The 23,630-nt window shown below is 70.5% G+C and carries 20 protein-coding genes; 5 read left to right on the top strand and 15 right to left on the bottom strand.

The genetic code is table 11. The features are described 5' to 3' along the window. Positions 1-144: 144 nt before the first annotated feature. From GQR16_RS15960 to GQR16_RS15935, 6 genes are all read right to left on the bottom strand, one after another. Positions 145-2,745 (bottom strand): ATP-binding protein, encoded by a 2,601-nt coding sequence (locus GQR16_RS15960; protein WP_157416136.1) that lies wholly within the window; start codon positions 2,743-2,745, stop codon positions 145-147. 128 nt (positions 2,746-2,873) lie between these two features. Further along, on the bottom strand, positions 2,874-3,908 hold the full coding sequence (gene ccsB / locus GQR16_RS15955) for a c-type cytochrome biogenesis protein CcsB (RefSeq protein WP_157416184.1): 1,035 nt from the start codon (positions 3,906-3,908) through the stop codon (positions 2,874-2,876). Positions 3,909-3,960: 52 nt separating this feature from the next. Then, the gene (gene resB / locus GQR16_RS15950; protein ID WP_157416135.1) at positions 3,961-5,685 is read right to left on the bottom strand and encodes a cytochrome c biogenesis protein ResB; all 1,725 of its coding nucleotides are present in this window, start codon (positions 5,683-5,685) and stop codon (positions 3,961-3,963) included. Beyond that, entirely contained in the window at positions 5,669-6,424 is a 756-nt protein-coding gene (locus GQR16_RS15945; protein WP_157416134.1) for a cytochrome c biogenesis CcdA family protein, read from the bottom strand. Before GQR16_RS15945 ends, resB begins: the two co-directional genes overlap by 17 nt. A 1-nt stretch (position 6,425) precedes the next feature. Continuing rightward, positions 6,426-7,055: a TlpA family protein disulfide reductase gene (locus tag GQR16_RS15940; RefSeq protein ID WP_157416133.1), complete on the bottom strand. Its 630-nt coding sequence runs from the start codon at positions 7,053-7,055 to the stop codon at positions 6,426-6,428. Further along, positions 7,055-7,699: a histidine phosphatase family protein gene (locus GQR16_RS15935; RefSeq protein ID WP_157416132.1), complete on the bottom strand. Its 645-nt coding sequence runs from the start codon at positions 7,697-7,699 to the stop codon at positions 7,055-7,057. The genes GQR16_RS15940 and GQR16_RS15935 overlap by 1 nt, the downstream gene beginning before the upstream one ends. 122 nt (positions 7,700-7,821) lie before the next feature. Here GQR16_RS15935 and aspS point away from each other — a divergent pair, with 122 nt between their 5' ends. Continuing rightward, positions 7,822-9,180 carry an aspartate--tRNA(Asn) ligase gene (gene aspS, locus GQR16_RS15930; RefSeq protein WP_157416131.1) on the top strand — a complete coding sequence of 453 codons (1,359 nt, stop codon included), beginning with the start codon at positions 7,822-7,824 and terminating at the stop codon, positions 9,178-9,180. A 25-nt stretch (positions 9,181-9,205) separates the two neighbouring features. Here aspS and GQR16_RS15925 read toward each other — a convergent pair whose 3' ends face one another. From GQR16_RS15925 to GQR16_RS15900, 6 genes are all read right to left on the bottom strand, one after another. Continuing rightward, positions 9,206-10,870, bottom strand: a complete 1,665-nt coding sequence (locus tag GQR16_RS15925) for a SulP family inorganic anion transporter (protein ID WP_246200879.1) — start codon at positions 10,868-10,870, stop codon at positions 9,206-9,208. Beyond that, complete coding sequence (locus GQR16_RS15920; protein WP_157416130.1) at positions 10,867-11,799, bottom strand: HAD family hydrolase; 933 nt, start codon at positions 11,797-11,799, stop codon at positions 10,867-10,869. Before GQR16_RS15920 ends, GQR16_RS15925 begins: the two co-directional genes overlap by 4 nt. Positions 11,800-11,801: 2 nt before the next feature. Then, positions 11,802-14,162: an arylsulfatase gene (locus GQR16_RS15915; RefSeq protein ID WP_157416129.1), complete on the bottom strand. Its 2,361-nt coding sequence runs from the start codon at positions 14,160-14,162 to the stop codon at positions 11,802-11,804. 104 nt (positions 14,163-14,266) lie between these two features. Continuing rightward, complete coding sequence (locus tag GQR16_RS15910; RefSeq protein ID WP_157416128.1) at positions 14,267-16,624, bottom strand: arylsulfatase; 2,358 nt, start codon at positions 16,622-16,624, stop codon at positions 14,267-14,269. A 154-nt stretch (positions 16,625-16,778) separates the two neighbouring features. Next, positions 16,779-17,048, bottom strand: a complete 270-nt coding sequence (locus GQR16_RS15905) for a glutaredoxin family protein (protein WP_157416127.1) — start codon at positions 17,046-17,048, stop codon at positions 16,779-16,781. 140 nt (positions 17,049-17,188) lie between these two features. Continuing rightward, entirely contained in the window at positions 17,189-17,287 is a 99-nt protein-coding gene (locus tag GQR16_RS15900) for a 30S ribosomal protein bS22 (RefSeq protein WP_003792170.1), read from the bottom strand. A 118-nt stretch (positions 17,288-17,405) separates the two neighbouring features. Here GQR16_RS15900 and GQR16_RS15895 point away from each other — a divergent pair, with 118 nt between their 5' ends. Beyond that, complete coding sequence (locus tag GQR16_RS15895; RefSeq protein WP_157416126.1) at positions 17,406-17,915, top strand: GNAT family N-acetyltransferase; 510 nt, start codon at positions 17,406-17,408, stop codon at positions 17,913-17,915. A gap of 71 nt (positions 17,916-17,986) precedes the next feature. Here GQR16_RS15895 and GQR16_RS15890 read toward each other — a convergent pair whose 3' ends face one another. Beyond that, entirely contained in the window at positions 17,987-18,427 is a 441-nt protein-coding gene (locus GQR16_RS15890; protein ID WP_157416125.1) for an ArsR/SmtB family transcription factor, read from the bottom strand. A 73-nt stretch (positions 18,428-18,500) separates the two neighbouring features. On the opposite strand from GQR16_RS15890, the gene GQR16_RS15885 reads away from it, so the two are divergent. Next, positions 18,501-19,946 carry a TrkH family potassium uptake protein gene (locus tag GQR16_RS15885; RefSeq protein ID WP_211373550.1) on the top strand — a complete coding sequence of 482 codons (1,446 nt, stop codon included), beginning with the start codon at positions 18,501-18,503 and terminating at the stop codon, positions 19,944-19,946. Next, entirely contained in the window at positions 19,939-20,607 is a 669-nt protein-coding gene (locus GQR16_RS15880; protein ID WP_067872323.1) for a potassium channel family protein, read from the top strand. The genes GQR16_RS15885 and GQR16_RS15880 overlap by 8 nt, the downstream gene beginning before the upstream one ends. Before the next feature lie 31 nt (positions 20,608-20,638). Here GQR16_RS15880 and GQR16_RS15875 read toward each other — a convergent pair whose 3' ends face one another. Beyond that, positions 20,639-21,034, bottom strand: a complete 396-nt coding sequence (locus GQR16_RS15875) for a hypothetical protein (protein ID WP_157416124.1) — start codon at positions 21,032-21,034, stop codon at positions 20,639-20,641. Positions 21,035-21,102: 68 nt separating this feature from the next. Between GQR16_RS15875 and rlmC the strand changes: the two genes are divergently transcribed. After that, complete coding sequence (gene rlmC / locus GQR16_RS15870; protein ID WP_157416123.1) at positions 21,103-22,254, top strand: 23S rRNA (uracil(747)-C(5))-methyltransferase RlmC; 1,152 nt, start codon at positions 21,103-21,105, stop codon at positions 22,252-22,254. Between the two features lie 40 nt (positions 22,255-22,294). Here rlmC and GQR16_RS15865 read toward each other — a convergent pair whose 3' ends face one another. Then, positions 22,295-23,626: a DUF6596 domain-containing protein gene (locus GQR16_RS15865; protein ID WP_211373549.1), complete on the bottom strand. Its 1,332-nt coding sequence runs from the start codon at positions 23,624-23,626 to the stop codon at positions 22,295-22,297. Positions 23,627-23,630 lie beyond the last annotated feature (4 nt).

The following is a 23,630-nucleotide window of genomic DNA, read 5'->3' as shown; positions in this document are numbered from 1 at the left end:
CGATGCGCCCGTTCTCGGGCACACTCCAGTTCTACGGCGAGCGGGCACGACCGCTCATCGGCGACGGGTACCGAGATCTCGGCCGCGACCTACCGAGATCTCGCCGACGCCCGACTGGCAGGCGTGCCGGGCACCGGACCGCGATCAGTCCGCGAACACGCCCAGTCGCCGCGCCTCGAGCACGGCGTCCTGCCGCGACGCAGCCCCGAGCTTCGCGAGGATCGCCGCGACGTGACTGTCGACCGTGCGCACCGACAGCACGAGCCGCGCGGCGATCTCGGCGTTCGTCAGTCCTTCGGCGAGGAGCCGGAGCACGCCGACCTGCCGATCGGTGAGCCCCTCGGGGTTCGACCGGGTCGGCCGCGACGGGCCGCGCGGGATGCTCCGCACACCCCGTTCGCGCAGTTCGGCGCGAACGAGTCGCGCGCGCGGCACCGCCCCGATCCGGTCGAGGATCGCCAGTGCCGCGAGGAGGTCGTCGTCATCGGGGCTCTCGGCGAGGGCGACCGCCTCGTGGTACGGCGCGCCGATCGCCCGCCAGCGGTCGGCGGCGGTCCGCCAGTCGCCGCGAGCCTGGGCGGCGAAGGGAAGGCGGATGTCGGGAGGCTCCACGTCCGTGGCTCCGGCCTGCCGCAGCAACGCGGCGAGCTCCGCCTCCTCGTTCGCGGCACCGAGCCCCACGGCCTCCGCGTGCGCGCGGCGCGCAATCGCCAGCGCCTCGGCACGGTCGCCGCGGAGGAGCGCCGCCTCCGCGAGCGCGGCGGCGACCGGCTCGGTGCGCTGGAACTCGCCGAGCCGCGCCGCGAGTCGGCGGGCGGCGTCGAGGGTCGCGGCTCCCTCGGGCTCGCCGCGCCTGACCTGCACGGTGCCGATCACCGTGAGCGCGACGCAGTACGCGTGCGGCAGCGCCTCGATGCCGTACGCGGCCTCGACCAGCGCGGCATCCCATTCCGCCCGGGCGAGATGCAGTCGCGCCCGCTCGACCTTCTGGTAGGTCCAGAGCCCCATCACCTCGGCCCGCGACGAGGTCTCGAGCGCCGCGTCGAGATGCTGTTCGGCGAGGTCGAGCCGGTACTGGTCGAGCAGGCTCCACACCAGGTTGACGTGGGCGCGCGCCGCATCGTCCATGAGGTTGGCGGCGGTCGCGACCGCGGCGGCCTCCGTGAGCTCCGCGATGCCCGCATCGTCGTCGCCCAGCAGGTGCGCCGTGCCGAGGTTGTTGAGGGAGTGCGAGAGGGCTCGAGGGTCGCCGGTCTCACGGGCGATCGCGACGGCCCGCGGTGCGAGTTCGAGGGTGCGCGGTAGGTCGTGCGCGAGCATCGCGAGCTGCGCCTCGTTGCTCAGTGCGAGGGCGAACAACGCCCGATCGGGCGAGTCCGTCAGGCGTTCGGATGCCTCGCGCGCCGTCGCCTCGGCCTCGGGCCGCTGCCCGGCGAGCCAGTGGAAGCGCGAGGCCCACCGCAGGCTCGCGCCGAGCGCGGTGGCGTCACCGGCCGCGCGCCGCGCCAGCAGGACCTCGGCCTGCACCGACACGGCCTCCTGATCGGCGCCGAGCGTGTACAGCTCGATGGCGAAGGCCTGCATGAGGTCGGCTCGCTCGACCGGACCGGGGGCTCGGCCGGCCGCGTCACCGTGTGCGGCGTCCATCGCCGCGAGCGCCGCCCGGTAGTGCACGGCCGCCTGCCGATGGGCGCCGCCGACGGCGGCGTCCCGCGCGGCACGCGGAGCCCAGGCCGCGACGACCTCGCCGTCGCCGCACTCGACCGCATGCGAGACGATGCGGGCCGGGTCGGCGTCGAGGTCGAGCAGCACCGCGAGCACGCGCGCGTTCAGGTCGATGCGCCGGGCCGACGGCATCGCATCCACGATCGCGCGCCGGGTCAGCTCGTGCCGGAACACGACCCCGTCGGGGCGCACGGTGAGCAGCCCGCGCTCCTCGGCCGGGCCGAGCGCCGCGGCTCCCCCGGGCACGAGCCGCGCGACCTCGGCGGGAGCCACCGCCGAGGGGATGACCGCGAGCTGCTCGACCTGGAGCCTCGTCTCGGCGGGCAGGCGATGGAGTCGGCCGGTGACGGCGTCGACGACCGATCGCGGCACGTGCTCGGCATCGGCCGAGGCGACCAGTTCGCCGACGAAGTACGGGTTGCCGCGCGTCAGTTCGAACACCTGCTGCGAGTCGAGCCCCCGTTCGGCCGCGATCGCACCCACGGCGTCGCGCGAAAGCCGGGCGATCGCGAGGTGGCGCACGTTCGTGTGCAGATCGCCCAGGACCCGAGCGAGCGGATGCCCCTGGTCGACCTCGTCGTCGCGATAGGTCAGCACGATGAGCGCCGGCAGCGTCTCGATGCGCCTGGCCAGGAACGTCACCGCGTCGAGGGTCGCCTCGTCGGCCCAGTGCACGTCCTCGACGACGAGCACCGTGCCCGGCTCGGCCGTGAGTTCGTCGCGCAGGGCGTCGAACACCTCCTCGCGGTCGCCGGCTCGGAGCGCGGCGGCCAGACGCGGCCCGACGAGCGGCGTCAGGTCGCGCAGCGGGCCCAGGGTGCGCGGCGTCGCGAGGGCGTCGCACGCCCCGACCAGCACGCGACATCCGTCTGGCGGATCGGCGCGGAGTGCAGCCACCACGCTCGTCTTGCCGATGCCGGCCTCGCCGTGCACGAGCAGCACCTCGCCGCGCCCCTCGAGGGCGGCGCGGGCGGCGGACGCGAGGTCGTCGAGCTCGCGCTCACGCTCGAGGAGCGTCATACAGCGATCGTGCTCCCGCAGCGGCATGCGCGCAATGCCCCGCCGCGAGACGGGTCCGGCCCGGGACGCGCGAACGGGGCGCCGCCCGATCGGCGACGCCCCGTACGCGAATGAGCGGGTTCGAGGGCTCAGAGCCCCGAGTACGCGTGCAGTCCCTTGAAGAACAGGTTGACGACGGTGAAGTTGAACATGACCGTCGAGAAGCCGATGATCGCGAGCCAGGCCGAGCGCGAGCCGCGCCAGCCGCGCGTCGCACGGGCGTGGATGTAGCCGGCGTAGACCACCCAGATGATGAAGGTCCACACCTCCTTGGTGTCCCAGCCCCAGTAGCGGCCCCAGGCGGCCTCGGCCCAGATCGCACCGGCCATGAGCGTGAAGGTCCAGAGGATGAAGCCGATGATCGTCACGCGGTAGGCGAGGTTCTCGAGCGTCGCCGAGTTCGGCAGCGTGGCGAGGAACGAGCGCTTGACCTGCTTCGCGGTGGCGAGCATCGTCTCGCGGCGCGACTGCATGAGCTGCACGACCGAGAGCGCGAAGCCGAGCGCGAGGAACCCGACGGCCGAGGTCGCCACGAACACGTGGATGACGAGCCAGGCCGACTGCAGTGCCGGCGGCAGCGGCACGACGCTGACGTAGAAGTTCACGGTCGCGATGCCGAGCAGCACGAGCACGAGGCCCGTGATGAACGTGCCGAGGAAGCGCAGGTCGTGCTTCGAGACGACGAGCACGAGCAGGTAGACGGTCGTGATGATGAGCGTGCCGGTGAGGGCGAACTCGTACATGTTCGCCCACGGGACCCGGCCAGCGGCGAGACCGCGGGTGATGTCGGCGGCGAGGTGCAGCAGCCACGCGAGCACGGTCATCGCGACGGCGACGCGCAGCGACGGCGAACGCCCGTAGGCCACGGAGGCGCCGTCGATCGGAGCAGCGGATGCCGCGCCGCGGCCGCCCTTCGACGGGACACCAGGGGCCGGAGCGGCGCCGCCGGCGGCGGCTCCGACGGTTGCGGGAGCCCCGACGGTCGCCGGGGTGCCGACGGTCGCCGAGTCGGCCGAGGATGCGAGCGACGCGGCGGCCGCGGCATCCGCAGCGCTGGCGGCGACCGCGGAGCGGCGCGCGAGGTCGATCGCATAGGCGATGAACGCGATCGCGTAGACGGCCATGGCCGAGTACACGAGCGTGATGGAGATGTCGTCGAGCGTCACGCCTACAACCTTACGTCGTCGGTTTCGCCGGATCACCGGCGGATTCTGGGTCTTCGAGTGCGTCGCCGCCGTGCTTGTCGGCCAACGAGCTCACAGCCTCGTCGAGTCCGGGGTCCTCGCCGCGGGCGAGGCCGGCGTATTCGAGCACGATGGTGCCGTCGGGGCGCTTCGCGGCCTTCACCCACATGCGGCGGCGCGGGATGAAGAGCGAGACGAGCAGGCCCGCGATGATGAGGATCGCGAAGACGAGCACCCAGGCCTGCGACGGGTCGCGGTGGATGTCGAAGCTGGCGAAGCGCTCGACGCTCTGCGAGTAGTCGCCGTCGGCGGCGTTCGGCTCGCCCTCGGGGGTCGCGTCCTCGAAGGTCACGGTGCCGAGCCCGTTCGGGAGGTCCTGCGTCTGGCCCGGCATCAGCTCGATCGAGTCGACGCCCGTCTTGCCGCCGGTGAGCTGCTCCATGGTCGACGGGTCGAGCGTGTAGACCGAGGTCGGCGTGCCGCCGTCGATGCCGAGGTCGCCCGAGTACACGTTCAGCGTGAGCACCGGGTAGACGAGGTCGGGGTAGCTCGAGGAGTACGCGCCCGAGTCGAGCGTGGTCTGCGTCGGGTAGAAGAACCCGACCATGCCGAGCTGCTCGGGCATGCCGTCGGGAACCTTGACGACGCCGATCGAGGTGAGGTTCGCGTCTTGGGGCAGGAACGGGATCGCGTCGGTGAAGACGACCTCGCCGTCGGCGTCGCGCACCGTGACGGTCGGCGCGTAGCCGTTGCCGAGCAGGTAGACGTCGGTGCCGTGCACGCGCAGCGGGTGGTTGACCTTGACCTGGCCGGTCGTGGTCTCGTCGCTGCCGCGCGCGGTGATCTCGACGTTCGCCGTGAAGTCGATGGGCTGGCCGAGCGCCTTCTGGTTCTCGGTCTCGTAGACGGCCTCGAGGTCGGTGAGCGTGAGCTTGTAGGGGTCGAGGTTCGAGTCGTTGAAGAAGCGGCCCGGGTTGAACGAGTCGAACGACGCGAGCGTGTTCACGAACGACTGCCCCTCGACGACCACGCGCTGGCCGGCGAATCCGAACCCGCCGCCGATGCCGACCGCCACGAGGATGCCGAGCAGCGCCGTGTGGAACACGAGGTTGCCCGTCTCGCGCAGGTACCCGCGCTCGGCAGAGACCGACGCCTCGCCGCGCAGGTCGTAGCGCTCGACCCGGTAGCCGGCGCGCTTGAGCTCGGCCGCAGCACGCGTGATCGCGGCATCCGCCGTCTCGCCCTCGGGCAGGGTGCGCTCGGTGTAGCCGGCCAGTCGCGAGAGCCGCACGGGTGTGCGCGGCGGGCGCGCCCGCAGGGCGTCGAAGTGGTGCTTCGTGCGCGGGATGATGCAGCCGATGAGCGACACGAACAGCAGCAGGTACACCGCCGAGAACCACGCCGACGTGTAGACGTCGAACATCTGGAACGAGTCGAGCACCGGCGCCAGGTCGGGGTTGTCCTGGAAGTACTGGGTGACGCCGTTCGGATCGCTCGAGCGCTGCGGCACGAGCGAGCCCGGCACGGCCGCGATCGCGACGAGCAGGAGCAGCAGCAGCGCGGTGCGCATGCTCGTGAGCTGCCGCCAGCCGAAGCGCACCCACCCGGTGAAGCCGAGCTTCGGCTGCGTGACGGATGCCGCGTCGGCCGAGGGTTCGGGCGAGTCGATGTGGTCGTCGGGGCGCGAGAGCGCACCCGGGTCAGATCGCGGGGACAAAGCCGGAGATCACCGCCTGCAGTTCGTACATCCAGATGGTCCAGAGACCCGAGAGCATGAGGAGGCCGATCGCGATGAGCAGCGATCCGCCGATGATGTTGATGGCGCGGATGTGCCGGCGCACGAACGCGAGCGATCCGGTCACCCAGCCGAAGCCGAGGGCGACGAGCAGGAACGGGATGCCGAGGCCGATGCAGTACGCGAGGCCGAGCAGCACGCTCCGCCACACCGAGCCCGAGTCGGCGCTGAGCGTGAGCACGACCGCGAGCGTCGGGCCGATGCAGGGCGTCCACCCGAGGCCGAACACGACGCCGAGCAGGGGCGCTCCCGCGAGCCCGGTCGCCGGTCGCCACGACGGCTTGATCGTGCGCTGCAGGAACGTGAACTGCCCGATGAAGACGAGGCCCATCACGATGAGCACGAGGCCGAGCACGCGCGTGATCGCGTCGCCGTACGCGTTGAACCAGGCTCCGGCGACGCCCGCGAGCAGGTTGAAGGTGACGAACACGAGCGTGAAGCCGGCGATGAACAGCAGCACGCCGAACACGAGGCGGCGCCGGTGTCGACGCTCCTCCGCGGCATCCGCCGACGCCTCGACGAAACCGCCGATGTAGCCGAGGTAGCCCGGCACGAGCGGCAGCACGCACGGCGAGAGGAACGAGACGATGCCCGCGGCGAGCGCGATGGGGACGGCGGCGAGCAGTTGTCCGTTCAGGACGATCTCGCCGATGCCGCCCACGTCAGGCCTGCTCGTCGAGGACGCGGTCGACGAGCGACTCGAGGATCGACGCCTCGGTGAGCTGGCCGAGCACGCGTGCGGCGATGCGGCCCTCGCGGTCGAGCACGATGGTCGTGGGCACGGCGGCCGGGGGCACCGGGCCGGCGAACGCGAGCTGCGCCACGCCCGACTCGACGTCGAGGATCGACGGGTAGGTCACGCCGTACTTCTCCTCGAAGGATGCCGCGGTGCCGGCCTGGTCGCGCACGTTCACGCCCACGAACGCCACCTCTGCGTCGTCGCCCGAATAGCCCTGGAACACGTCCTCGAGGATGGGCGACTCCACCCGGCACGGCGCGCAGCCCGCATACCAGAAGTTCACGACCGTGACCTCGCCGAGCGTGTCGGCCGAGTCGAACGCGTCGCCCTCGACCGTCTCGCCCGAGAACTCGATGGGCTCGCCGCGGTCGGCCACGGCGTACTCGCTGATGCTGCCGTCGCCCGCGATGTAGTTCTTGCCGCTGCCCTCGCGGAACTGGTCGGCCAGCGGGTCGCTCGTGCACCCGGTGAGCAGGAGGGCGGATGCCGCGACGAGCGCTGCGGCTCCGGTCGCGATCGAGACGGGCCGGCGCCCGCGAAGGGTACGGCGCATCACACGGCTCCCACATCGGTGGCCTGCGCGGCGAGGCCGGCGGCCGGATCACGGTAGTCGACCTCGACGAACCGGTCGCCGCGGCGTTCGAGCGTCGTGATGCTCGAGAGCGCGCAGCGGCGGCGGCGCGGGTCGTGCGCGAGCGAGAGGCCCGCGAGCTTGCGGTGCACCATCCAGATGGGCAGCTGGTGGCTGACGATGACGACGTCGCCGCCGTCGGCGCCGCGCCAGGCGTCGTCGACCGCCGCGAGCATGCGCGCCGCGATCGAGCCGAACGGCTCGCCCCAGCTGGGCTCCCACGGGTTGATGAGGAATCGCCAGTTGCGCGCATCGCCGAGGGCGCCGCCCGGGCCGGTCATGCGCTTGCCCTCGAACCGGTTCTCGGGCTCGATGACGCGCTCGTCGAGCGTCGGCTCGAACGCGAACGCGGCGGTCATGGGCTCCGCGGATTGCTGCGTTCGCTGCAGCGGGGAGGCGATGAGCGTGCTCACCGGCCGCCCGACGCGCACGAGTTCGTCGGCTGCTGCCTGCGCCATCCGGCGCCCGAGATCGGAGAGCCCGTAGCCCGGGAGTCGTCCGTAGAGCACGCCCTGGGGGTTGAACACCTCGCCATGGCGCACGAGATGGATCTGCTCGGCAGGCACGGTCTCCAGTCTAGGGATCGCGTTCCTTTGAAACCGCCGAGACCGCCTGCATCCGGCCGCCCGCTACCGCATTGACCGGTTAGCCGGATCGCACCCGTGCGACCCCAGTAGGATGGACCCTCGTGAACGAACGCACCCTCGTCAAGAACCTCGCCGCCCTTCCCGACGGCCCCGTCACGATCGCCGGATGGGTCGAGACCGTCCGCGATCAGAAGAAGGTGCAGTTCGTCATCCTCCGCGATGAGTCCGGCGCCGTGCAGGTCGTGAACCCCGCGCTCCGCGAACTGCCCGAGCCCGCCGAGGGCGAGGCGGCCGACCAGACGGCCCCCGCGCGCCTCGCGACGACCGAGGCGATCTCGGCCCTCTCGCACGGCTCCTTCATCCGCGTGACCGGCGAGCTCAAGCACGACGAGCGCGTCAAGCTCGGCGGCATCGAGGTCAAGCTCGCGACCCTCGAGGTCGTCTCCGAGGCGAACCCCGAGACGCCGATCGCGGCCGACTCGAGCCTCGACAAGCGCATGGACTGGCGCTTCCTCGACCTGCGCAACCCGAAGCAGGCCCTCATCTTCCGCATCCAGACCACCTTCCTGCACGCGCTGCGCGGGGTCTGGGTCGAGAAGGGCCTCATCGAGATCCAGACGCCGAAGCTCATGGCCTCGGCCTCCGAGTCGCGCGCCGAGCTGTTCGAGGTCGACTACTTCGAGGGCAAGGCCTACCTCGCGCAGAGCCCGCAGTTCTTCAAGCAGATGGCTCAGGCCGCCGGCTTCGGCGGCATCTTCGAGGTCGGCCCCGCGTTCCGCGCCGACCCCTCGTTCACCTCGCGCCACGCGACCGAGTTCACCTCGGTCGACACCGAGATCAGCTGGATCGACTCGCACGAAGACGTCATGGCCCTGCACGAGGAGCTCATCGTCGCCGGCTTCGAGGCCGTCGTCGCGAAGCACGGCGCCGCGATCCAGGAGCACTTCGGCATCGAGCTCGCGGTTCCCTCGCGTCCGTTCCCCCGCATCCCGCTCGCCGAGGCGAAGCAGATCGTCGCCGACCACGGCTACGTCGTGCCCCGCGCCGACGCCGACATGGACCCCGAGGGCGAGCGCCAGATCTCGGCGTACGTCAAGGAGACGTTCGGGCACGACTTCGTGTTCCTCACCGACTACGCGTCGAGCATCCGGCCGTTCTACCACATGCGCCACGAGGGCGACGCGAGCCTCACGAACTCGTACGACCTCATCTACAACGGCGTCGAGATCTCCACCGGCGCCCAGCGCGAGCACCGCATCGACGTGCTCGTCGAGCAGGCGAAGGAGAAGGGGCTCGACCCCGAGGAGCTCGAGTTCTACCTCGACTTCTTCCGCTACGGCGTTCCCCCGCACGGCGGCTTCGGCATGGGCCTCGCGCGCGTGCTGATGCTCATGCTGGGCGAGTCCTCGATCCGCGAGACCACGTACCTCTTCCGCGGACCGACGCGCCTGCTCCCCTGATCATCCGGTCGAGCGCCGGCGCGGCCTACTCGGCCGCGTCGGCGCTCGCGGAAGCGGGCGACTGGGCGATCGGCGCTGCAACCGCCTCGACGAGGGTCGGGTAGACCCGCCCCTCCCGCTCGAGGTCGGCGAACCAGCGGCCCTTGCGCGCCGTCGCCGCGCCCGCCTCGGGCACTGCGGCGAGGCGCAGCTCGACCCCCTGCCCGCGGAGTTCGCGGTCGAGGTCGGCGAGCGTGTCGAGCACCGTGATCGAGACCGCGCCCTGCCGGGTGAGCTCCAGCGCGACCGAGCGCACGCCGGGGTGCTCCTCGACCGCGGCGAGCACGGCGTTCTCGTGGGCGAGCACGTTGGCCGTGTAGAGCGGGGCGACCAGGCGAACCGGCAGCACCTCGCCGCTGGGCTCCTCGACGTCGACGCGCACGCGGTTCAACTCGTGCAGCACCACGCCGAGGGTCGCCACGATGCCGACCGCGACCGCGAGGAGCAGGCCCGCACTCAGGCCGACGGCGGCGGTGACGACCGCGATCCAGAAGTCGTTGCGGCTGATGCGCCAGAAGCGCACGAGCGACCCGATGTCGATGAGCCCGATGACCGCGACGAACACGAGCGCCGCCAGGGTCGCCTGCGGCAGCAGGCTCAGGATCGGGCCGAGGAAGAGCGCCACGAGCACCGCGAGCACGACCGTCACGATCGATGCGAGCTGCGTGCGCGCGCCGGCGCCCTGGTTGACCGCGCTCTGCGAGAACCCGCCGGCCGCCGGAACGACCTGGAAGAACGATCCGATCGTGTTTGCGGCACCCGTGGCGAAGAGCTCCTGGTTCGAGTCGATCTGCGTCTCACCGGGCTTGCGGATGCCGCGGGCCACCGCAGCCGACTCGAGGAACGCCATGATCGCGATGGCCAAGGCGCCGGGCAGCAGCTCGCCGATGTGCGCGAAGCTCGGCAGCTCGGGCACCGGGAAGCCCTGCGGCACGGGCGCGATGAGCTCGACGCCCGCGTCGTCGATGCCGGCGAACGCGACGAGCAGGATGCCGGCCGCGACGACGATGAGCGGCCCGGGCACGCGGGGCAGGAAGCGCTTCAGCACGAAGAGCGTCACGATCGATCCGGCCGAGAGGGCGATCGTCGCCCAGTTCGCCGCCGGAAGCGCCGCCCCGACGGCCTCGAGCGAACGGATGAAGCCGTGCGCCGAGACATCCGTCGTCTCACCGAGCAGTTTCGGCAGCTGCCCGACCGCGACCGTCGCGCCGACGCCGATCTGGATGCCGACGATCGTGGCCCGCGAGATGTTCTCGACGAGCGAGCCCAGCTTCGCGAGCCGCGCGATGAGCAGGATCACGCCGACGAGCAGCGTGAGCACGATGAGGTCGGGGATCGGATCGTCGCTCCCCGCCGCGACGCCGGCCGCGACGAGCGTGGTCGCCGTGAGCGTCGCGATGGTCGACGTCGTCGACACGCTCATGGCGCGCGAGCCGCCGAGCATCGCGTAGACGAGCATCGGCACCATGCACGTGTAGAGGCCGACCTGCACGGGCAGGTTCGCGATGGTCGCGTACGCCATCGCCTGCGGGATCACGACGGCGCCCGCCGAGAGCCCCGCCAGCAGGTCGGCTCCGAGCCATGCGCGCCGGTACCCGGCGAGCGTCGGGAAGAACAGGCGCCGGCGGTGCGCCGTCGCTGGGGCGCTCACCCCGCCGGGTCCACGAAGACGTTCGACCAGTCGTCCTTGACGCTGACCACGGTGTACCCGCGGTCGTCGGCCGCGGCGAGCGCGGCATCCGCCCCCTTGTCGTAGGGGTCGTCACCACGACCGGTGTCGTCGTCGTGGTGTACGAGCAGTGCGAGGCCGTCGCCCTTGCGCGTGAAGTCGAGCATCTGCATGTCGCCGTTGGAGTTGCCGCAGGCGATGAGCGGGCGTCGGCCGATGCGGCTCCAGATTCGCACGGGCTTCTCGGGGCCGTCGTCGAAGAAGTCGAGGCCCGCGGTGTAGCGCACCTCGTGCGAGTCCTCGTCGAACGCGAGGCCGAGGGCCGAGCCGACGACGTGCTCGGGCGGGATGCCGTAGTACTCCTGCGTCATGGGCCGCATGAAGTCGCGTTCGCCGCCCGACACGATGTAGACCGTGAACCCGTTCGCCTCGAGGTAGCGCAGCAGCTCGACCATCGGGCGGTACACCGCGTCGGCGTACGGCGTGCCGAGCGTGAGGTGCCTGGCGTTCTCGTAGAACTCCGAGACGGATGTCGCGTAGTCCTCGACGCTCATGCCGGCCGTGACGCCGACGAGCGCGCCGATCAGCACCTTGAGATCGCTGTCGTCGCCCTCGTAGTGCTTGTCGACGGCACCCCCGAGCCAGGCGAAGTCGTGCGTGACCGCCGCCTTGTAGGGCTGGCGGTCGGCGAGCGACGGATCGGCCTTCGCGGCGGCGGCCCACTGCTCCACGATGTAGTGCAGCTGCGTCGGCATGGGCTTCTCGCTCCAGAGCGTGCCGTCGTTGTCGAACACGGCGACGCGCTCACCCTCCGGCACGGCGCCGGGCCCGTCACCGGCGACGCGCTCGACGAACTCGACGACGGCCGAGCGGGTGGCGGCGTCGCGCCAGGAGGGAAGGATCTCGCTCATGTTCACTGCTTCAGCATCGCGACGTGCAGCTTGTGCTCGTCGTCGATCAGGTGGGAGTGGTCGTCGTCGCCCAGGTCGATCTGCACCCAGTCGAGCGTTCCGCTGAACTCGTTGCCCTTGGCCGAGTAGTCGGTCGAGACCGGAGACGCCAGATCGACCCCGACATCCGTCGTCTCGTCGAACGTGAACTGGAACGGGATGGTCCTCTCCACCCTGCCCTCGCCGATCTGGTCGCCGTCGGCGAAGAGCGTGACCGTTCCGCCCTTCGCGACGCCTCCGCCGTCATAGGCGAAGTGCGCACGCAGCTCGGAGGTGCCCGCAGGTACCGGAGCATCCGAGCGCACGATGTCGAGCTGGATGCCGAGCAGGTTGTACGCGAAGGCGAGCTTGCCGTCGACCCCGTAGAACGACCATCCGCCATAGGCTCCGCCTTGAGCGATGATCACTCCGTTCGCGCCGCCCTCGGGGACCTCGACCTTGGCCGTCACCGTGAACGACTTGTTCTTGATGTTGATCGAGGTGTTCTCGCTGAGCCGGCGCATGCCGCGGTAGAGCTTCTGGCTCTGGGCCGTGACGAGGGTCGGGCGTCCCGCGAGGTCTGGATTGAAGCGTTCCGCCGTGCGAATGTCGAGCGGCAGCACATTGAAGCGTGCGGCCTGGATCAGGAAGAGCTGCTGAAGGTGCGCGAGCTTCTCGGGCTCCTGCGCGGCGAGGTCGTTGGACTGAGTCCAATCCTCTTCGACGTTGTAGAGCTCCCAGACGTCCTCGTCGAGGCCATGACTCGAGCCCAGCCACGGGTCCTTGTGCTTCGCCACGGCGGTCCAGCCCTTGTGGAAGATGGCGCGGTTGCCGACCATCTCGAAGTACTGCGTCGTGTGCCGCTCCTCGGCCGTCGGATCTGCGAAGGTGTAGTTCATCGGTGTGCCCTCGTAGGGCCGCTGCGTCACCCCGTTCACGGTCGTCGGCTCGGGAATCCCTGCGGCTTCGAGCACGGTGGGCGCGACGTCGATGACGTGACTGAACTGGTTGCGGATGCCGCCCTGCTCCACGCCGCCGTTCGGCCAGCTCACGATGGTGCCGTTGCGCGTGCCGCCCCAGTGCGACGCGACCTGCTTGGTCCACTGGTAGGGGGTGTCCATGGCGTGCGCCCAGCCGACGGCGTAGTGGTTGTACGAGCTGGGCTTGCCGAGGTCGTCGATGTGCGCGGCGACGTACTCCTCGCTCTCGATCTCGTTCATGTGGTTGATCGTGAAGCCCTCGTTGGTCGTCCCGTGCATCGAGCCCTCGGCAGAGGCACCGTTGTCGCCGATGATCACGTAGACGAGGGTGTCGTCGAGGATGCCGAGCTCCTCGTAGGCGTCGAGCAGCTTGCCCACGTAGTGATCGGCGTAGGCGAGGAAGCCGGCGTAGACCTCCATCTGACGGGCGAGGGCCGGCTTGATGACGTCGCTCATCTCGTCCCACGACGGGATGCCCGGGCTGCGTTCAGTGAGCACGGCGTCGGCGGGGATGACCCCGAGTTCGAGCTGGCGGGCGAAGGTCTCCTTGCGCACCTCGTCCCAGCCCTGGTCGAACTGACCCTTGTACATGTCGGCCCACTCCGCCGGCACGTGGTGCGGGGCGTGCGTCGCACCTGGCGCGAAGTAGGTGAAGAACGGCTTGTCGGGTGCGAGCGACTTCTGCTGGCGGGTCCAGTCGATCGCCTTCTCCGTCATGTCGGCCATGAAGTGGTAGCCCTCTTCCGGCGTTCCCCACGGCTCGACCGGCGAGGTGTTCTCGTAGATCGCGGGATACCACTGGTTGGTCTCACCGCCGAGGAACCCGTAGAAGTACTCGAACCCGTTGCCCGGCGACGGCCAGTGGTCGAACGGTCCGGTCGCGCTGGCCTCCCAGACGGGAACCTCGTGGCACTTGCCGAACTGCGAGGTGTTGTAGCCGTTCAGCTTGAGCGTTTCGGCCAGCGGTGCGCAGGTGTTCGGGCGAACAGAGCTGTACCCGGGAGCGCTCGTGGCGATCTCGGTGATCCCGCCCATGCCCACGGTGTGGTGGTTGCGGCCCGAGAGCAGTGCTGCACGCGTCGGCGAGCACAGGGCCGTCGTGTGGAACCGCGTGTACTTGAGGCCGGCAGCAGCCACCCGCTCGAAGTTCGGCGTCCGAACGGGTCCCCCGAACGCGCTCGAGGCGCCGAAGCCGGTGTCGTCGATGAGGACGACGAGCACGTTCGGCGCTCCGGCCGGAGGGCGGATCGGCTGAATGGGCGGGTAGTGCGTATCAGGGTCCGTCGCGTCGTACGTGACCGTTCCGGTGTACGCCAGATCCGGGATAGGCAGTGCGCTCCGCTGGATCTTCTCGCTCTTCGACATCCTGTTCGCTTCCCCTCACACGCACGAGCCGCCCCGCGCGCTTCCATTCGTACTCATTCGAACGGATGCTGCGGCTGCCCTCGAGCGCGCGGCATCCGACGGTCCTACTGGTGGCGCATGGCCGCCTGGAGCCACTCCTCGGGGTCGATGAGATGGCTATGGTCATCGGTGCCGAGATCGATCTGGGCCCAGTCGATGGTGCCGGTGAACCGCCCCTGTTCGGTCGCGTAGCCCTCGTACGCCGGCATGCCGGTGTCGCTGCCCACGTCGAGGCCCTCGTCGAACGAGAAGTACATCGGATGGGTGCGCTTCACGACGGTCGGGGTTCCGGATGTCGCGCCGTCGATGAACAGCGTCACGGTGCCGCCCCGGCCGATGCCGCCGCCGTCGTACGCGAACTCGGCCCGCACCTGGTGCTTCCCGGCACCGATCACGGCGTCGGAGAGCGCGGTGGACCGAAGGAGCCCGCAGAAGTTGTAGTGGAACCCGAGCTTGCCGCCCTCGGCGAAGAACGACCAGCCGCCGGTGCGGCCGCCCTGCGCGACGATCGCGCCGTCGAGCGTGCCGTCGGCAGGCACGACCACCTCCGCGGTCACCGACCAGGAGCGGTTCTTCACATTGATCGCGACGTTCTCGTTGAGGCGGGTCATGCCCTCGTAGAGACGAAGGGTGTCGCCCTGCACGATGGTCGGGCGGCCGGCGAACTCGGGGTTCATGCGCTGGGCGGCGCGGTCGTCGAGCGGAATGACGTTGTAGCGCGTCGCCTCGATGAGGAAGAGCTGCTGCAGCTCGGCGAGCTTCGCGGGGTTCTCCTTCGCGAGGTCGTTCGACTGGGTCCAGTCGACCGTCGTGTCGTAGAGCTCCCAGACGTCGTCGGAGAATTCGGGGGCGGCGCCCACGACGTCCCACGGCGTGCGGTGCCGGGTCTGCGCCGTCCAACCCTTGTGGTAGATGCCGCGGTTGCCCATGATCTCGAAGTACTGGGTGGTGTGCCGCACGTCGGCGCCGGCATCGTCGAAGCTGTACGCCATCGAGACGCCGTGCATCGGCACCTGGGTCACACCGTTCACGGTGTGCGGCTGCGCGAGCCCCGCGAGGTCGAGGATGGTCGGCGCGATGTCGATGACGTGGTGCCACTGCTCGCGGATCTCGCCCCTGGCCTTCACGTTCGAGGGCCAGTGCAGGATCGTGCCGTTGCGGGTTCCGCCGTAGTGCGACGCCACCTGCTTGGTCCACTGGTACGGGGTGCACATCGCGTGCGCCCAGCCGACGGCGTAGTGGTTGTAGGCCTCGGGCCCGCCGATCTTGTCGAGGTTCTCGGTCCAGAACTCGGTGGTCTCGTACTCCGCGCCGCCGTTGGCCGCGGTCGAGAGCATGAAGGCGCCGTTCAGGCCGCCCTCGGCAGAGGCGCCGTTGTCGCCGATGATGTAGAGCACGAGCGTGTCGTCGAGGATGTCGAGGGCCTCGAGCGCGTCGATCACGCGACCGGTGTGGTGGTCGGCGTACTCGAGGAACGCGCCGTAGACCTCCATCTGGTGGGCGAGGATCGGCCGCATGGCCTCGTCGGTGTCGTCCCAGGCCGGGATGCCCTCCGAGCGCTCGGTGAGCACGGCGTCGTCGGGGATCACGCCGAGCGCCTTCTGGCGATCGAACGTCTCCTCGCGGAGCTTGTCCCAGCCCTGGTCGTACTTGCCCTTGTGCTTGGCGATCCACTCCTTGGGCACGTGGTGCGGAGCGTGGGTCGCACCCGGTGCGAAGTAGACGAAGAAGGGCTTGTCGGGCGTGAGCGCCTTCTGCTGGTTGATGTACCGGATCGTCTGGTCGGCGAGGTCGGGCATCAGGTGGTAGTCGGGATCCGTGGGCGGCTCGATGAATCCGACGCCGTCGATGAGGGCCGGCGTCCACTGGTTGGTCTCGCCGCCGATGAAGCCGTAGAACTTCTCGAAGCCGCTGAAGGCGGGCCAGTGGTCGAAGGGCCCCGTCGGACCGCTCTCCCAGACGGGCACCTCGTGGCACTTGCCGAACTGCGCCGTGTTGTAGCCGGACTGCCTGAGGATCTCGGGCAGGGGCACGCACGAGTTGGGGCGCGTCGACCGGTAGCCGGGCGACGGCGTCGCCGTCTCGGTGATCTGGCCCATGCCGACCTGGTGGTGGTTGCGGCCGGAGAGCATCGCGGCGCGCGTCGGCGAGCAGATCGCCGTGGTGTGGAAGCGGCTGTAGCGCAGGCCGCCACCGGCGAGGCGCTCGGCCGTCGGCATCGGAACCGGGCCGCCGAAGGCGCTCGAGGCGCCGAAGCCGACATCGTCGAGGAGCACGAGGAGCACGTTGGGCGCCTGCTTCGGGGGGCGCTTCATCTGGATCGGAGGAAGCTTCTCCTCCATCTTCTTCGCGTCCATGACCATCGGTCCGGTGTAGACCTGGTCGGGAATCGGAAGGACTCCCCCTGGCAGAACGTCGCTCATGAATCGCCTTCCCCGCATGCGAACGCGCCACCCCCCGGCGACGCTGGTCCCACCGTTGCATGCGGGTTCGGGAAAGACAAGCGTCGACACGCGATCGCACAGGCAACCCTCGGAGGCAGCCCGGATGACCGGTATGCGGTCGCGGGCGCGGTCGTCAGACCGCGAGCAGGGCGGCCTTCAGGCGCTCCGCGTCGACACGCCAGTAGGCGTGCATGCGGCCGTCGACGAGCAGCACCGGGATCTCCTCGGCGTATCGCTCCGCGAGCGCGGGGTCGTCGAGGATCGACTGCTCCTCGAGCACCGGCCGGCCACCGGCATCCGTCGCCTCGACCTCGGCGATGACGGCCTGCACGACCTCGCGCGCGTCGTCGCAGAGGTGGCATCCGGGTTTGCCGATGAGGGTGAGGCGGATGTCGCGGGTCATGCCCTCAAGCCTACGCAGCGAGCGTCGGGCGAGATGGGGTCTCGAGACGCTTCGCTCCTCGACCGTCGGAAGACCGCGCCCGGGTACAGCGAAAAGCGCCAGGCCGTGGGCCTGACGCTCTCAGCGGTGAAGCAGTCGGACTACTTCTTGTTGCGACGCTGGTGACGCGTCTTGCGAAGCAGCTTGCGGTGCTTCTTCTTCGCCATACGCTTGCGGCGCTTCTTGATGACGGAACCCATCAGAACCTCACAGAAAAGATCGAGTCGGCCGCGCGAGTCGCAGCCGCAGGCAGAAAGCCTCGGGATAGTCTAGCCGATTCGAGACGCGCCCCTGATCACGGTGCGTTAGCGTCGAGGGATGCGCCGCCGCGAGCCCATCATCCGCACCACTCGTGAAGACGACTGGCGGCAGGTTCGCGAGCTCCGGCTCGAGATGCTCGAAGACACGCCCATCGCGTTCGGCGAGACGCTCGAGCATGCGCAGCACGCCTCCGAGGCGGTCTGGCGCCTGCGCGCCGCACGCGGCACGACCCCGGGCCAGACCTCCGTCGTCGCGATCGACCGCGACCGCTGGGTGGGCCACATGGGCGGCTGGATCCCGGATGCCGCGGCCGACCCGCTGCTCGTCGGCGTGTACGTCAGCCCGGCCTACCGGGGCGACGCGCGCGGGGTCTCACGGCGACTGCTCGAAGCCGTCGAGGAGTGGGCGCTCGAGCACGGCGACGTGCTGCGCCTCGAGGTGCACGAGCAGAACCCCCGGGCGATCGCGTTCTACGAGAAGCTCGGGTTCAGCCTCACCGGCCACACGCGCGAGTACGAGCTGGCGCCGGGCGGCCTCGAACTCGAGATGATCAAGCGGCTGCGCTGAGCGACCTGCAGGAGCGCTGGTCTCGAGACGGGCGCCGGGCGCCCTCCTCGACCGGCGAGGCTCCGGCGGCGCTACTTGCGCTTGATGGGCGCGACGACCGCGCTGACCTGGTGCGCGGTCTCGGCGAACGCCTTGCCGATCGCGGAGGCGAACGCGCGCTGCTCGGCCCGCAGGTTCTCGGCGTCGACCTCGGCGGCGACTGCGAGGGTCGCGGCGTCGGCCGCGGCATCCGATGACATGAAGGGGATCAGCCAGTCCTCGAGGGTCTCGAGCGGGCCGCGGTCGAGCCGGTAGTAGCGGTGCTGGCCCTCTTCGCGCACGCTCACGAGGCCGGCTTCGCGGAGCACCTTGAGGTGCTTGGAGACGGTCGGCTGGCTGAGGCCGAGCGAGGCGACGATCTCGGACACGCTGATCTCGCCGTGCGACTCGGGCGAGACGGACTCGCGCTCGAGGAGAACCGCAAGGATGTCGCGTCGGGTCGCGTCCGCCACCACGTCGAAGATGTCCGCCATGGTGCAAGGCTAGTCATTCCGGGCGGGGAGTACCATGACACACGCGTCGCGACGATGGTGCTGAGGGGGGTCGATGCGCGTTCAGCCGATGGGCCGCGGGGGTCGATACGACCAGCGGTCGTGGCTCGGCCGACTGCGCGACGCCGTCGACGCGTTCGTCAAGCACTCGCCCTCCCGGTTCGCGATCGTGATCTTCGCGAGCCTGATCCTCATCTTCACGCTGCTCTTCTCACTGCCGATCGCGCGCGCCGGCGAGGGCAGTTCCGCACCGCTGCACGACGCCCTCTTCACGGCCGTGTCGGTGATCTGCGTCACCGGGCTCGCGACCGTCGACATGGCGTCCTACTGGTCGCCGTTCGGCAACCTTCTCGTGTTCATCGGCGTCAACATCGGCGGCATCGGCGTACTGACGCTCGCATCGATCCTCGGCCTCGTCATCTCGCGTCGCCTCGGCCTGCGCTCGAAGCTCATGGCGGCGAGCGACACGAACCCCTCGCGCATCCACGTCGGCCCGGTCGCGGAACGCCAGGCCGTCAAGCTCGGCGAGGTCGGCGGGCTGCTCGCGACCGTCGCGATCAGCGCGCTCGTCATCGAGGGCACGATCGCCATCGCGATGATCCCGAGCATGTTCGCCGCGGGCTACGACGCGTTCCACTCGGTCTGGTACAGCTTCTACTACTCGGCGATGGCGTTCACGAACACGGGATTCAATCCGAACCCCGGCGGACTCCAGCCGTTCGAGCACGACTACTGGATGCAGTCGCTCCTCATGATCGGGGTGTTCCTCGGCAGCCTCGGCTTCCCGGTCATCTTCGCCTTGGCCCGCGCCTGGCGGCAGCCGCGCAAGTGGAGCCTGCACGTGAAGCTCACGATCACGACGACGGTGATCCTGTTCGTGCTCGGCGCCGGCATGTTCGTGCTGCTCGAGCACAGCAACCCGCGCACCTACGGGCAGCTCGATGCGGGCGCGACGGTGTTCCAGTCGTTCTTCATGTCGGCCATGACGAGGTCGGGCGGGTTCGCGACCGTGAACATGCACGACCTGTACGGCTCGAGCCAGCTCGTGAGCAGCATGCTCATGTTCATCGGCGGCGGTTCGGCCTCGACGGCCGGCGGCATCAAGGTCACGACCCTCGCCGTGCTGTTCCTCGCCGCGGTCGCGGAGGCGCGAGGCGCCCCCTCGATGGAGGCGTTCGGCCGCCGCATACCGCGCGACATGCTGCGCCTCTCGGTCAGCGTCGTGCTCTGGGGTGCGACGATCGTGGCCGTCTCGTCGATCATCATCCTCCAGATCACGAAGGCGCCCTTCGAGAACGTGCTGTTCGACGTCATCTCGGCGTTCGCGACATGCGGGCTGTCGACGGGACTCACCGCAGAGCTCCCGCCCGAGGGCGTCTACGTCATGGCGGCCACGATGTTCATGGGCCGCGTTGGTACAGTGACTCTCGCCGCGGCCCTCGCAGCGAGCCAGCGACGACAGTTGTTCAAGCGTCCGGAAGAGAGGCCCATCGTTGGTTGATCGCATCAAGCACGACGCCCCGGTGCTCGTCATCGGCCTCGGCCGGTTCGGCGCCGCCACCGCGGGGCAGCTCGATCGCCTCGGCCGCGAGGTGCTCGCCGTCGACACCGACGAGATCCTCGTGCAGAAGTGGTCGGAGCGGGTCACGCACGCCGTCGTCGCCGACGCCAAGTCGATCGACGCCCTGCGCCAGATCGGTGCGCAGGACTTCTCGATCGCGGTGTGCGCGGTCGGCTCCTCGGTCGAGGCCTCGGTGCTCATCACCGCGAACCTCGTCGACCTGAAGATCCCGCAGATCTGGGCCAAGGCGATCTCGGCCTCGCACGGCAAGATCCTCGAGCGCATCGGCGCGAACCACGTGATCTACCCCGAGCGCGAGGCCGGCGAGCGCACGGCGCACCTCGTGTCGGGCCGCATGCTCGACTTCATCGAGTTCGACGACGACTTCGCGCTCGTGAAGATGTACCCGCCCAAGCCGATCCGCGGCAAGAACCTCACCGAGTCGGGCGTGCGATCGAAGCACCGCGTGACGGTGGTCGGCGTGAAGAGCCCCGGCAAGCCGTTCACGTACGCCACCGAGAACACGGTGGTCTCCAATCACGACCTCATCATCGTGTCGGGCACCGAGGGCGACATCGAGAAGTTCGCCGCGCTCGAGTAGGGCGGATGCCGCGGCATCCGATGTTCGCAGCTCAGCCGACGAGCATCGCGATGACGCCGACGGTGCCGGCGACCACGGCGAGCGCGAGGAACACGAACCCGAGCAGCCGCAGCACGCGGCGACCGGTGGGCGGTTCGTGCAGCCGCAGGTGCCTGGGCTCCCGCTCGCGGTAGAACGCAGGCTCCTCCGCCGGGTTCGCGACATGGTGCCGCTCGTCGGCGCTGAGCCGCCGCGAGTGGAACTCCCCCTCGGCGAACCAGCGCACGAAGCTGCCGTCGGGCTCGTCGGCGATGACCGCGTCGGTGGGCAGCCAGCGCCCGTCGGCGATGCGGATGAGCAGCACGAGCAGCAGGCACACGAGCCCGACGGCGAGTCCGACCCACCCGATGACCTCGGCGATCGCCCCGATCGTCTCCCACGCGCTCATGACGAGAACGCTACCGGCGAGCGGATGCCGGAGGCGAACGCCCAGCCGGAACTGCGTAGCCTTGCACCGTGGACTGCGCGTACTTCGACGCCGGGCGATGCCTCTCGTGCTCGCTCATGGGCGAGCCGTACCCGGCGCAGGTCGACGCGAAGCAGGCGAAGGCCGAGCAGCTGCTCGCGCCGTTCGGCGTCGGCACGTGGCATCCGCCCGTCGTGAGCGGTGAGCGCGACTACCGCAACAAGGCGAAGATGGTGGTCGGCGGCACGGTCGACTCGCCCACGATCGGCATCCTCGACGCTGATGGCCACGGGGTCGACCTGCAGGCGTGCGGCATCTGCTCGCCCGGACACCGAGCCGCGTTCGGTCCGATCTCGCGCTTCATCACGCTCGCGCGCATCACGCCCTACGACGTGCCGAGCCGCACGGGCGAGCTGAAGCACCTCATCGTCACCGAGTCGCCCGACGGCGAGCTCATGGTGCGGTTCGTGCTGCGCTCGACCGAGCCCGTCGCTCGCATCCGCAAGCACCTGCCGAGCCTGCTCGCCGACCTGCCGAACACGCGCGTCGTGAGCGTCAACGTGCTGCCCGAGCACAAGGCGGTGCTCGAGGGCGAGCACGAGATCGTGCTCACCGAGGCGCAGACCCTCTCGATGCGCCTGAACGACGTGACGATGCACCTGCGGCCGCAGAGCTTCTTCCAGACGAACACGGCCATCGCGGCGGCGCTCTACGCCGAGGCGCGCGACTGGATCACCGACCTCGCGCCCGCCTCGGCCTGGGACCTCTACTCGGGCGTCGGAGGCTTCGCGCTGCACCTCGCGAGCGACGACCCCGACTCGGGCCCCGCCGTCACCGGCATCGAGACGAGCGTCGAGGCCGTCGCGAGCGCCGAGCTCAGCCGAACGGATGCCGCACTCCACCGCGTGCGGTTCGCCGCCGGCGATGCCACGCGCTTCGCGCTCGACGCGCCGGAGGCCGACGTGCCCGACCTCGTCGTCGTGAACCCGCCGCGGCGCGGCATCGGCGCGGAGCTCAGCGGGTGGCTCGAGACATCCGAGATCTGTCACGTGCTGTACTCGAGCTGCAACGCGACCTCGCTCGCGAAGGACCTCGCCGCGATGCCGTCGCTGCGGCCCGTGCGGGCGCGCGTGTTCGACATGTTCCCGCAGACGCCGCACTTCGAGGTCATGGTGCTGCTCGAGCGGGTCGCCGCGGCCTGAGCCTCGGGCGTCCGCCCGGTCGGCCTCGCCCGGGCGCCGGTCAGGGTCGGAGCTCGGCCGTGCCGGCGCGCGCGAGGCAGAAGCGGCGCACCGGCTCGGTCGGCACGAGTTCGGCGAGCCGAGCGTACTCGGCGGCGGCCTGCTCTCGTCGGCCGGTGCGCCAGGCCAGGTCGGCGAGCGCGAGGCTGGCGTCGAGCGCCGCGTACGGCGCCGAGCCGTCGGCGAGCTCCTGCAGTTCGGCCGCGATCCTGCGCAGGGCGGCCGTGCGCTCCCCCGACTCCGGCGCGAGCAGGCTGCGATGCAGCTCGGCGGCGAGCCGCCCGGCCGTCACCGACGGCGAGCCCCAGACGCGTTCGAGCGCGCGGTAGAACCCGACGACCCGGGTCCAGTCGGTCTCGGCGAAGCTCGGCGCCGTCGTGTGCAGGCCCGCGATGGCGGCCTCGAGCACGAAGCGGCCGTCGCCCCGGTCGGCGGCGGCCGCCGCGTCGTCGAGCCCGGCCTCGATGAGCCGGCGATCCCAGCGGCTGCGGTCGACCTCGTCGAGCGGCAGTGCGACCCCGTGGCCGTCGAGGCGCCCCGGCCGTCGCGCGAGGCCCAGCCTGATCACCGCGCGGAGGCCGCGCACCTCGGCGTCGTCGGGGTACTCGGCGACGAGCGCGTCGGCGATCGAGAGCGCCTGGCGGCCGAGGTCGTCGAGCGGGTCGCGCGGATCGAGCACGTCGCGGTGCGCGACCGTGAACATGCCGGCGACGCTCGCGAGCACGACGGGCAGCCGCACCCGCCGCTCGGGCGCCTCCGGCACGTGGAAGCGCCCGCGCGCCTTGGCGAGCGAGTGCTTGGCCCGCGTGAGGCGCGCCGCCGCGGCCGTGGGCTGGATGCCGAGATGCGCCGCGATGCGCGGCACGTCGAGCCCGCACACCACGCGCAGCGCGAGCACGAGGCGCGCCTGCTCCGTGAGCGCCGGGTCGCAGGCCACGAACAGCAGCGCCAGCCGGTCGTCGAGCGCGTCGCCGAGCGGCAGGTCGAGGGCGGATGCCGCGTCTCGCCCGCCCGCGGCACCGGCCGCCTCGGCCGCGATCGCCCCGCGCAGCTCTCCCGCCTCGCGCTGGGCGTGGCGCAGCTCGACGCCCGCGCGACGCCGGTCGTCGATCCACGCCCGCTTGCCGACGGCCGTGCACCATGCGGCGAGGGAGCCGAGCGGCCGGCCACCGGCATCCGCCCGATCGCCGACCTCGGCGACGGCCCTCGCCATCGCCTCGGCCGCGTACTCCTGCGCGTCGTCGAGGCTGCCCGTGAAGGCGGCCAGCGCGCGCACGATCCGCGGCCAGGCTTCGACGAAGTCCTCGCCCAGGTCGGCGATCGGATCGGTCACGAGA

Source organism: Agromyces allii (assembly GCF_009749385.1).
Lineage (GTDB): Bacteria > Actinomycetota > Actinomycetes > Actinomycetales > Microbacteriaceae > Agromyces > Agromyces allii.
This window is presented reverse-complemented; position numbering and strand designations above follow the sequence as displayed.

Coding starts and splice junctions, on each gene's coding strand:
- ccsB (WP_157416184.1), bottom strand. CDS start 3,908: ATGGCCGTCTACGCGATCGCGTTCATCGCCTATGCGATCGACCTCGCG.
- GQR16_RS15890 (WP_157416125.1), bottom strand. CDS start 18,427: ATGGCGGACATCTTCGACGTGGTGGCGGACGCGACCCGACGCGACATC.
- GQR16_RS15960 (WP_157416136.1), bottom strand. CDS start 2,745: ATGACGCTCCTCGAGCGTGAGCGCGAGCTCGACGACCTCGCGTCCGCC.
- GQR16_RS15905 (WP_157416127.1), bottom strand. CDS start 17,048: ATGACCCGCGACATCCGCCTCACCCTCATCGGCAAACCCGGATGCCAC.
- GQR16_RS15920 (WP_157416130.1), bottom strand. CDS start 11,799: ATGAGCGAGATCCTTCCCTCCTGGCGCGACGCCGCCACCCGCTCGGCC.
- GQR16_RS15885 (WP_211373550.1), top strand. CDS start 18,501: ATGCGCGTTCAGCCGATGGGCCGCGGGGGTCGATACGACCAGCGGTCG.
- GQR16_RS15910 (WP_157416128.1), bottom strand. CDS start 16,624: ATGAGCGACGTTCTGCCAGGGGGAGTCCTTCCGATTCCCGACCAGGTC.
- GQR16_RS15940 (WP_157416133.1), bottom strand. CDS start 7,055: ATGCGCCGTACCCTTCGCGGGCGCCGGCCCGTCTCGATCGCGACCGGA.
- GQR16_RS15895 (WP_157416126.1), top strand. CDS start 17,406: ATGCGCCGCCGCGAGCCCATCATCCGCACCACTCGTGAAGACGACTGG.
- GQR16_RS15915 (WP_157416129.1), bottom strand. CDS start 14,162: ATGTCGAAGAGCGAGAAGATCCAGCGGAGCGCACTGCCTATCCCGGAT.
- GQR16_RS15875 (WP_157416124.1), bottom strand. CDS start 21,034: ATGAGCGCGTGGGAGACGATCGGGGCGATCGCCGAGGTCATCGGGTGG.
- GQR16_RS15900 (WP_003792170.1), bottom strand. CDS start 17,287: ATGGGTTCCGTCATCAAGAAGCGCCGCAAGCGTATGGCGAAGAAGAAG.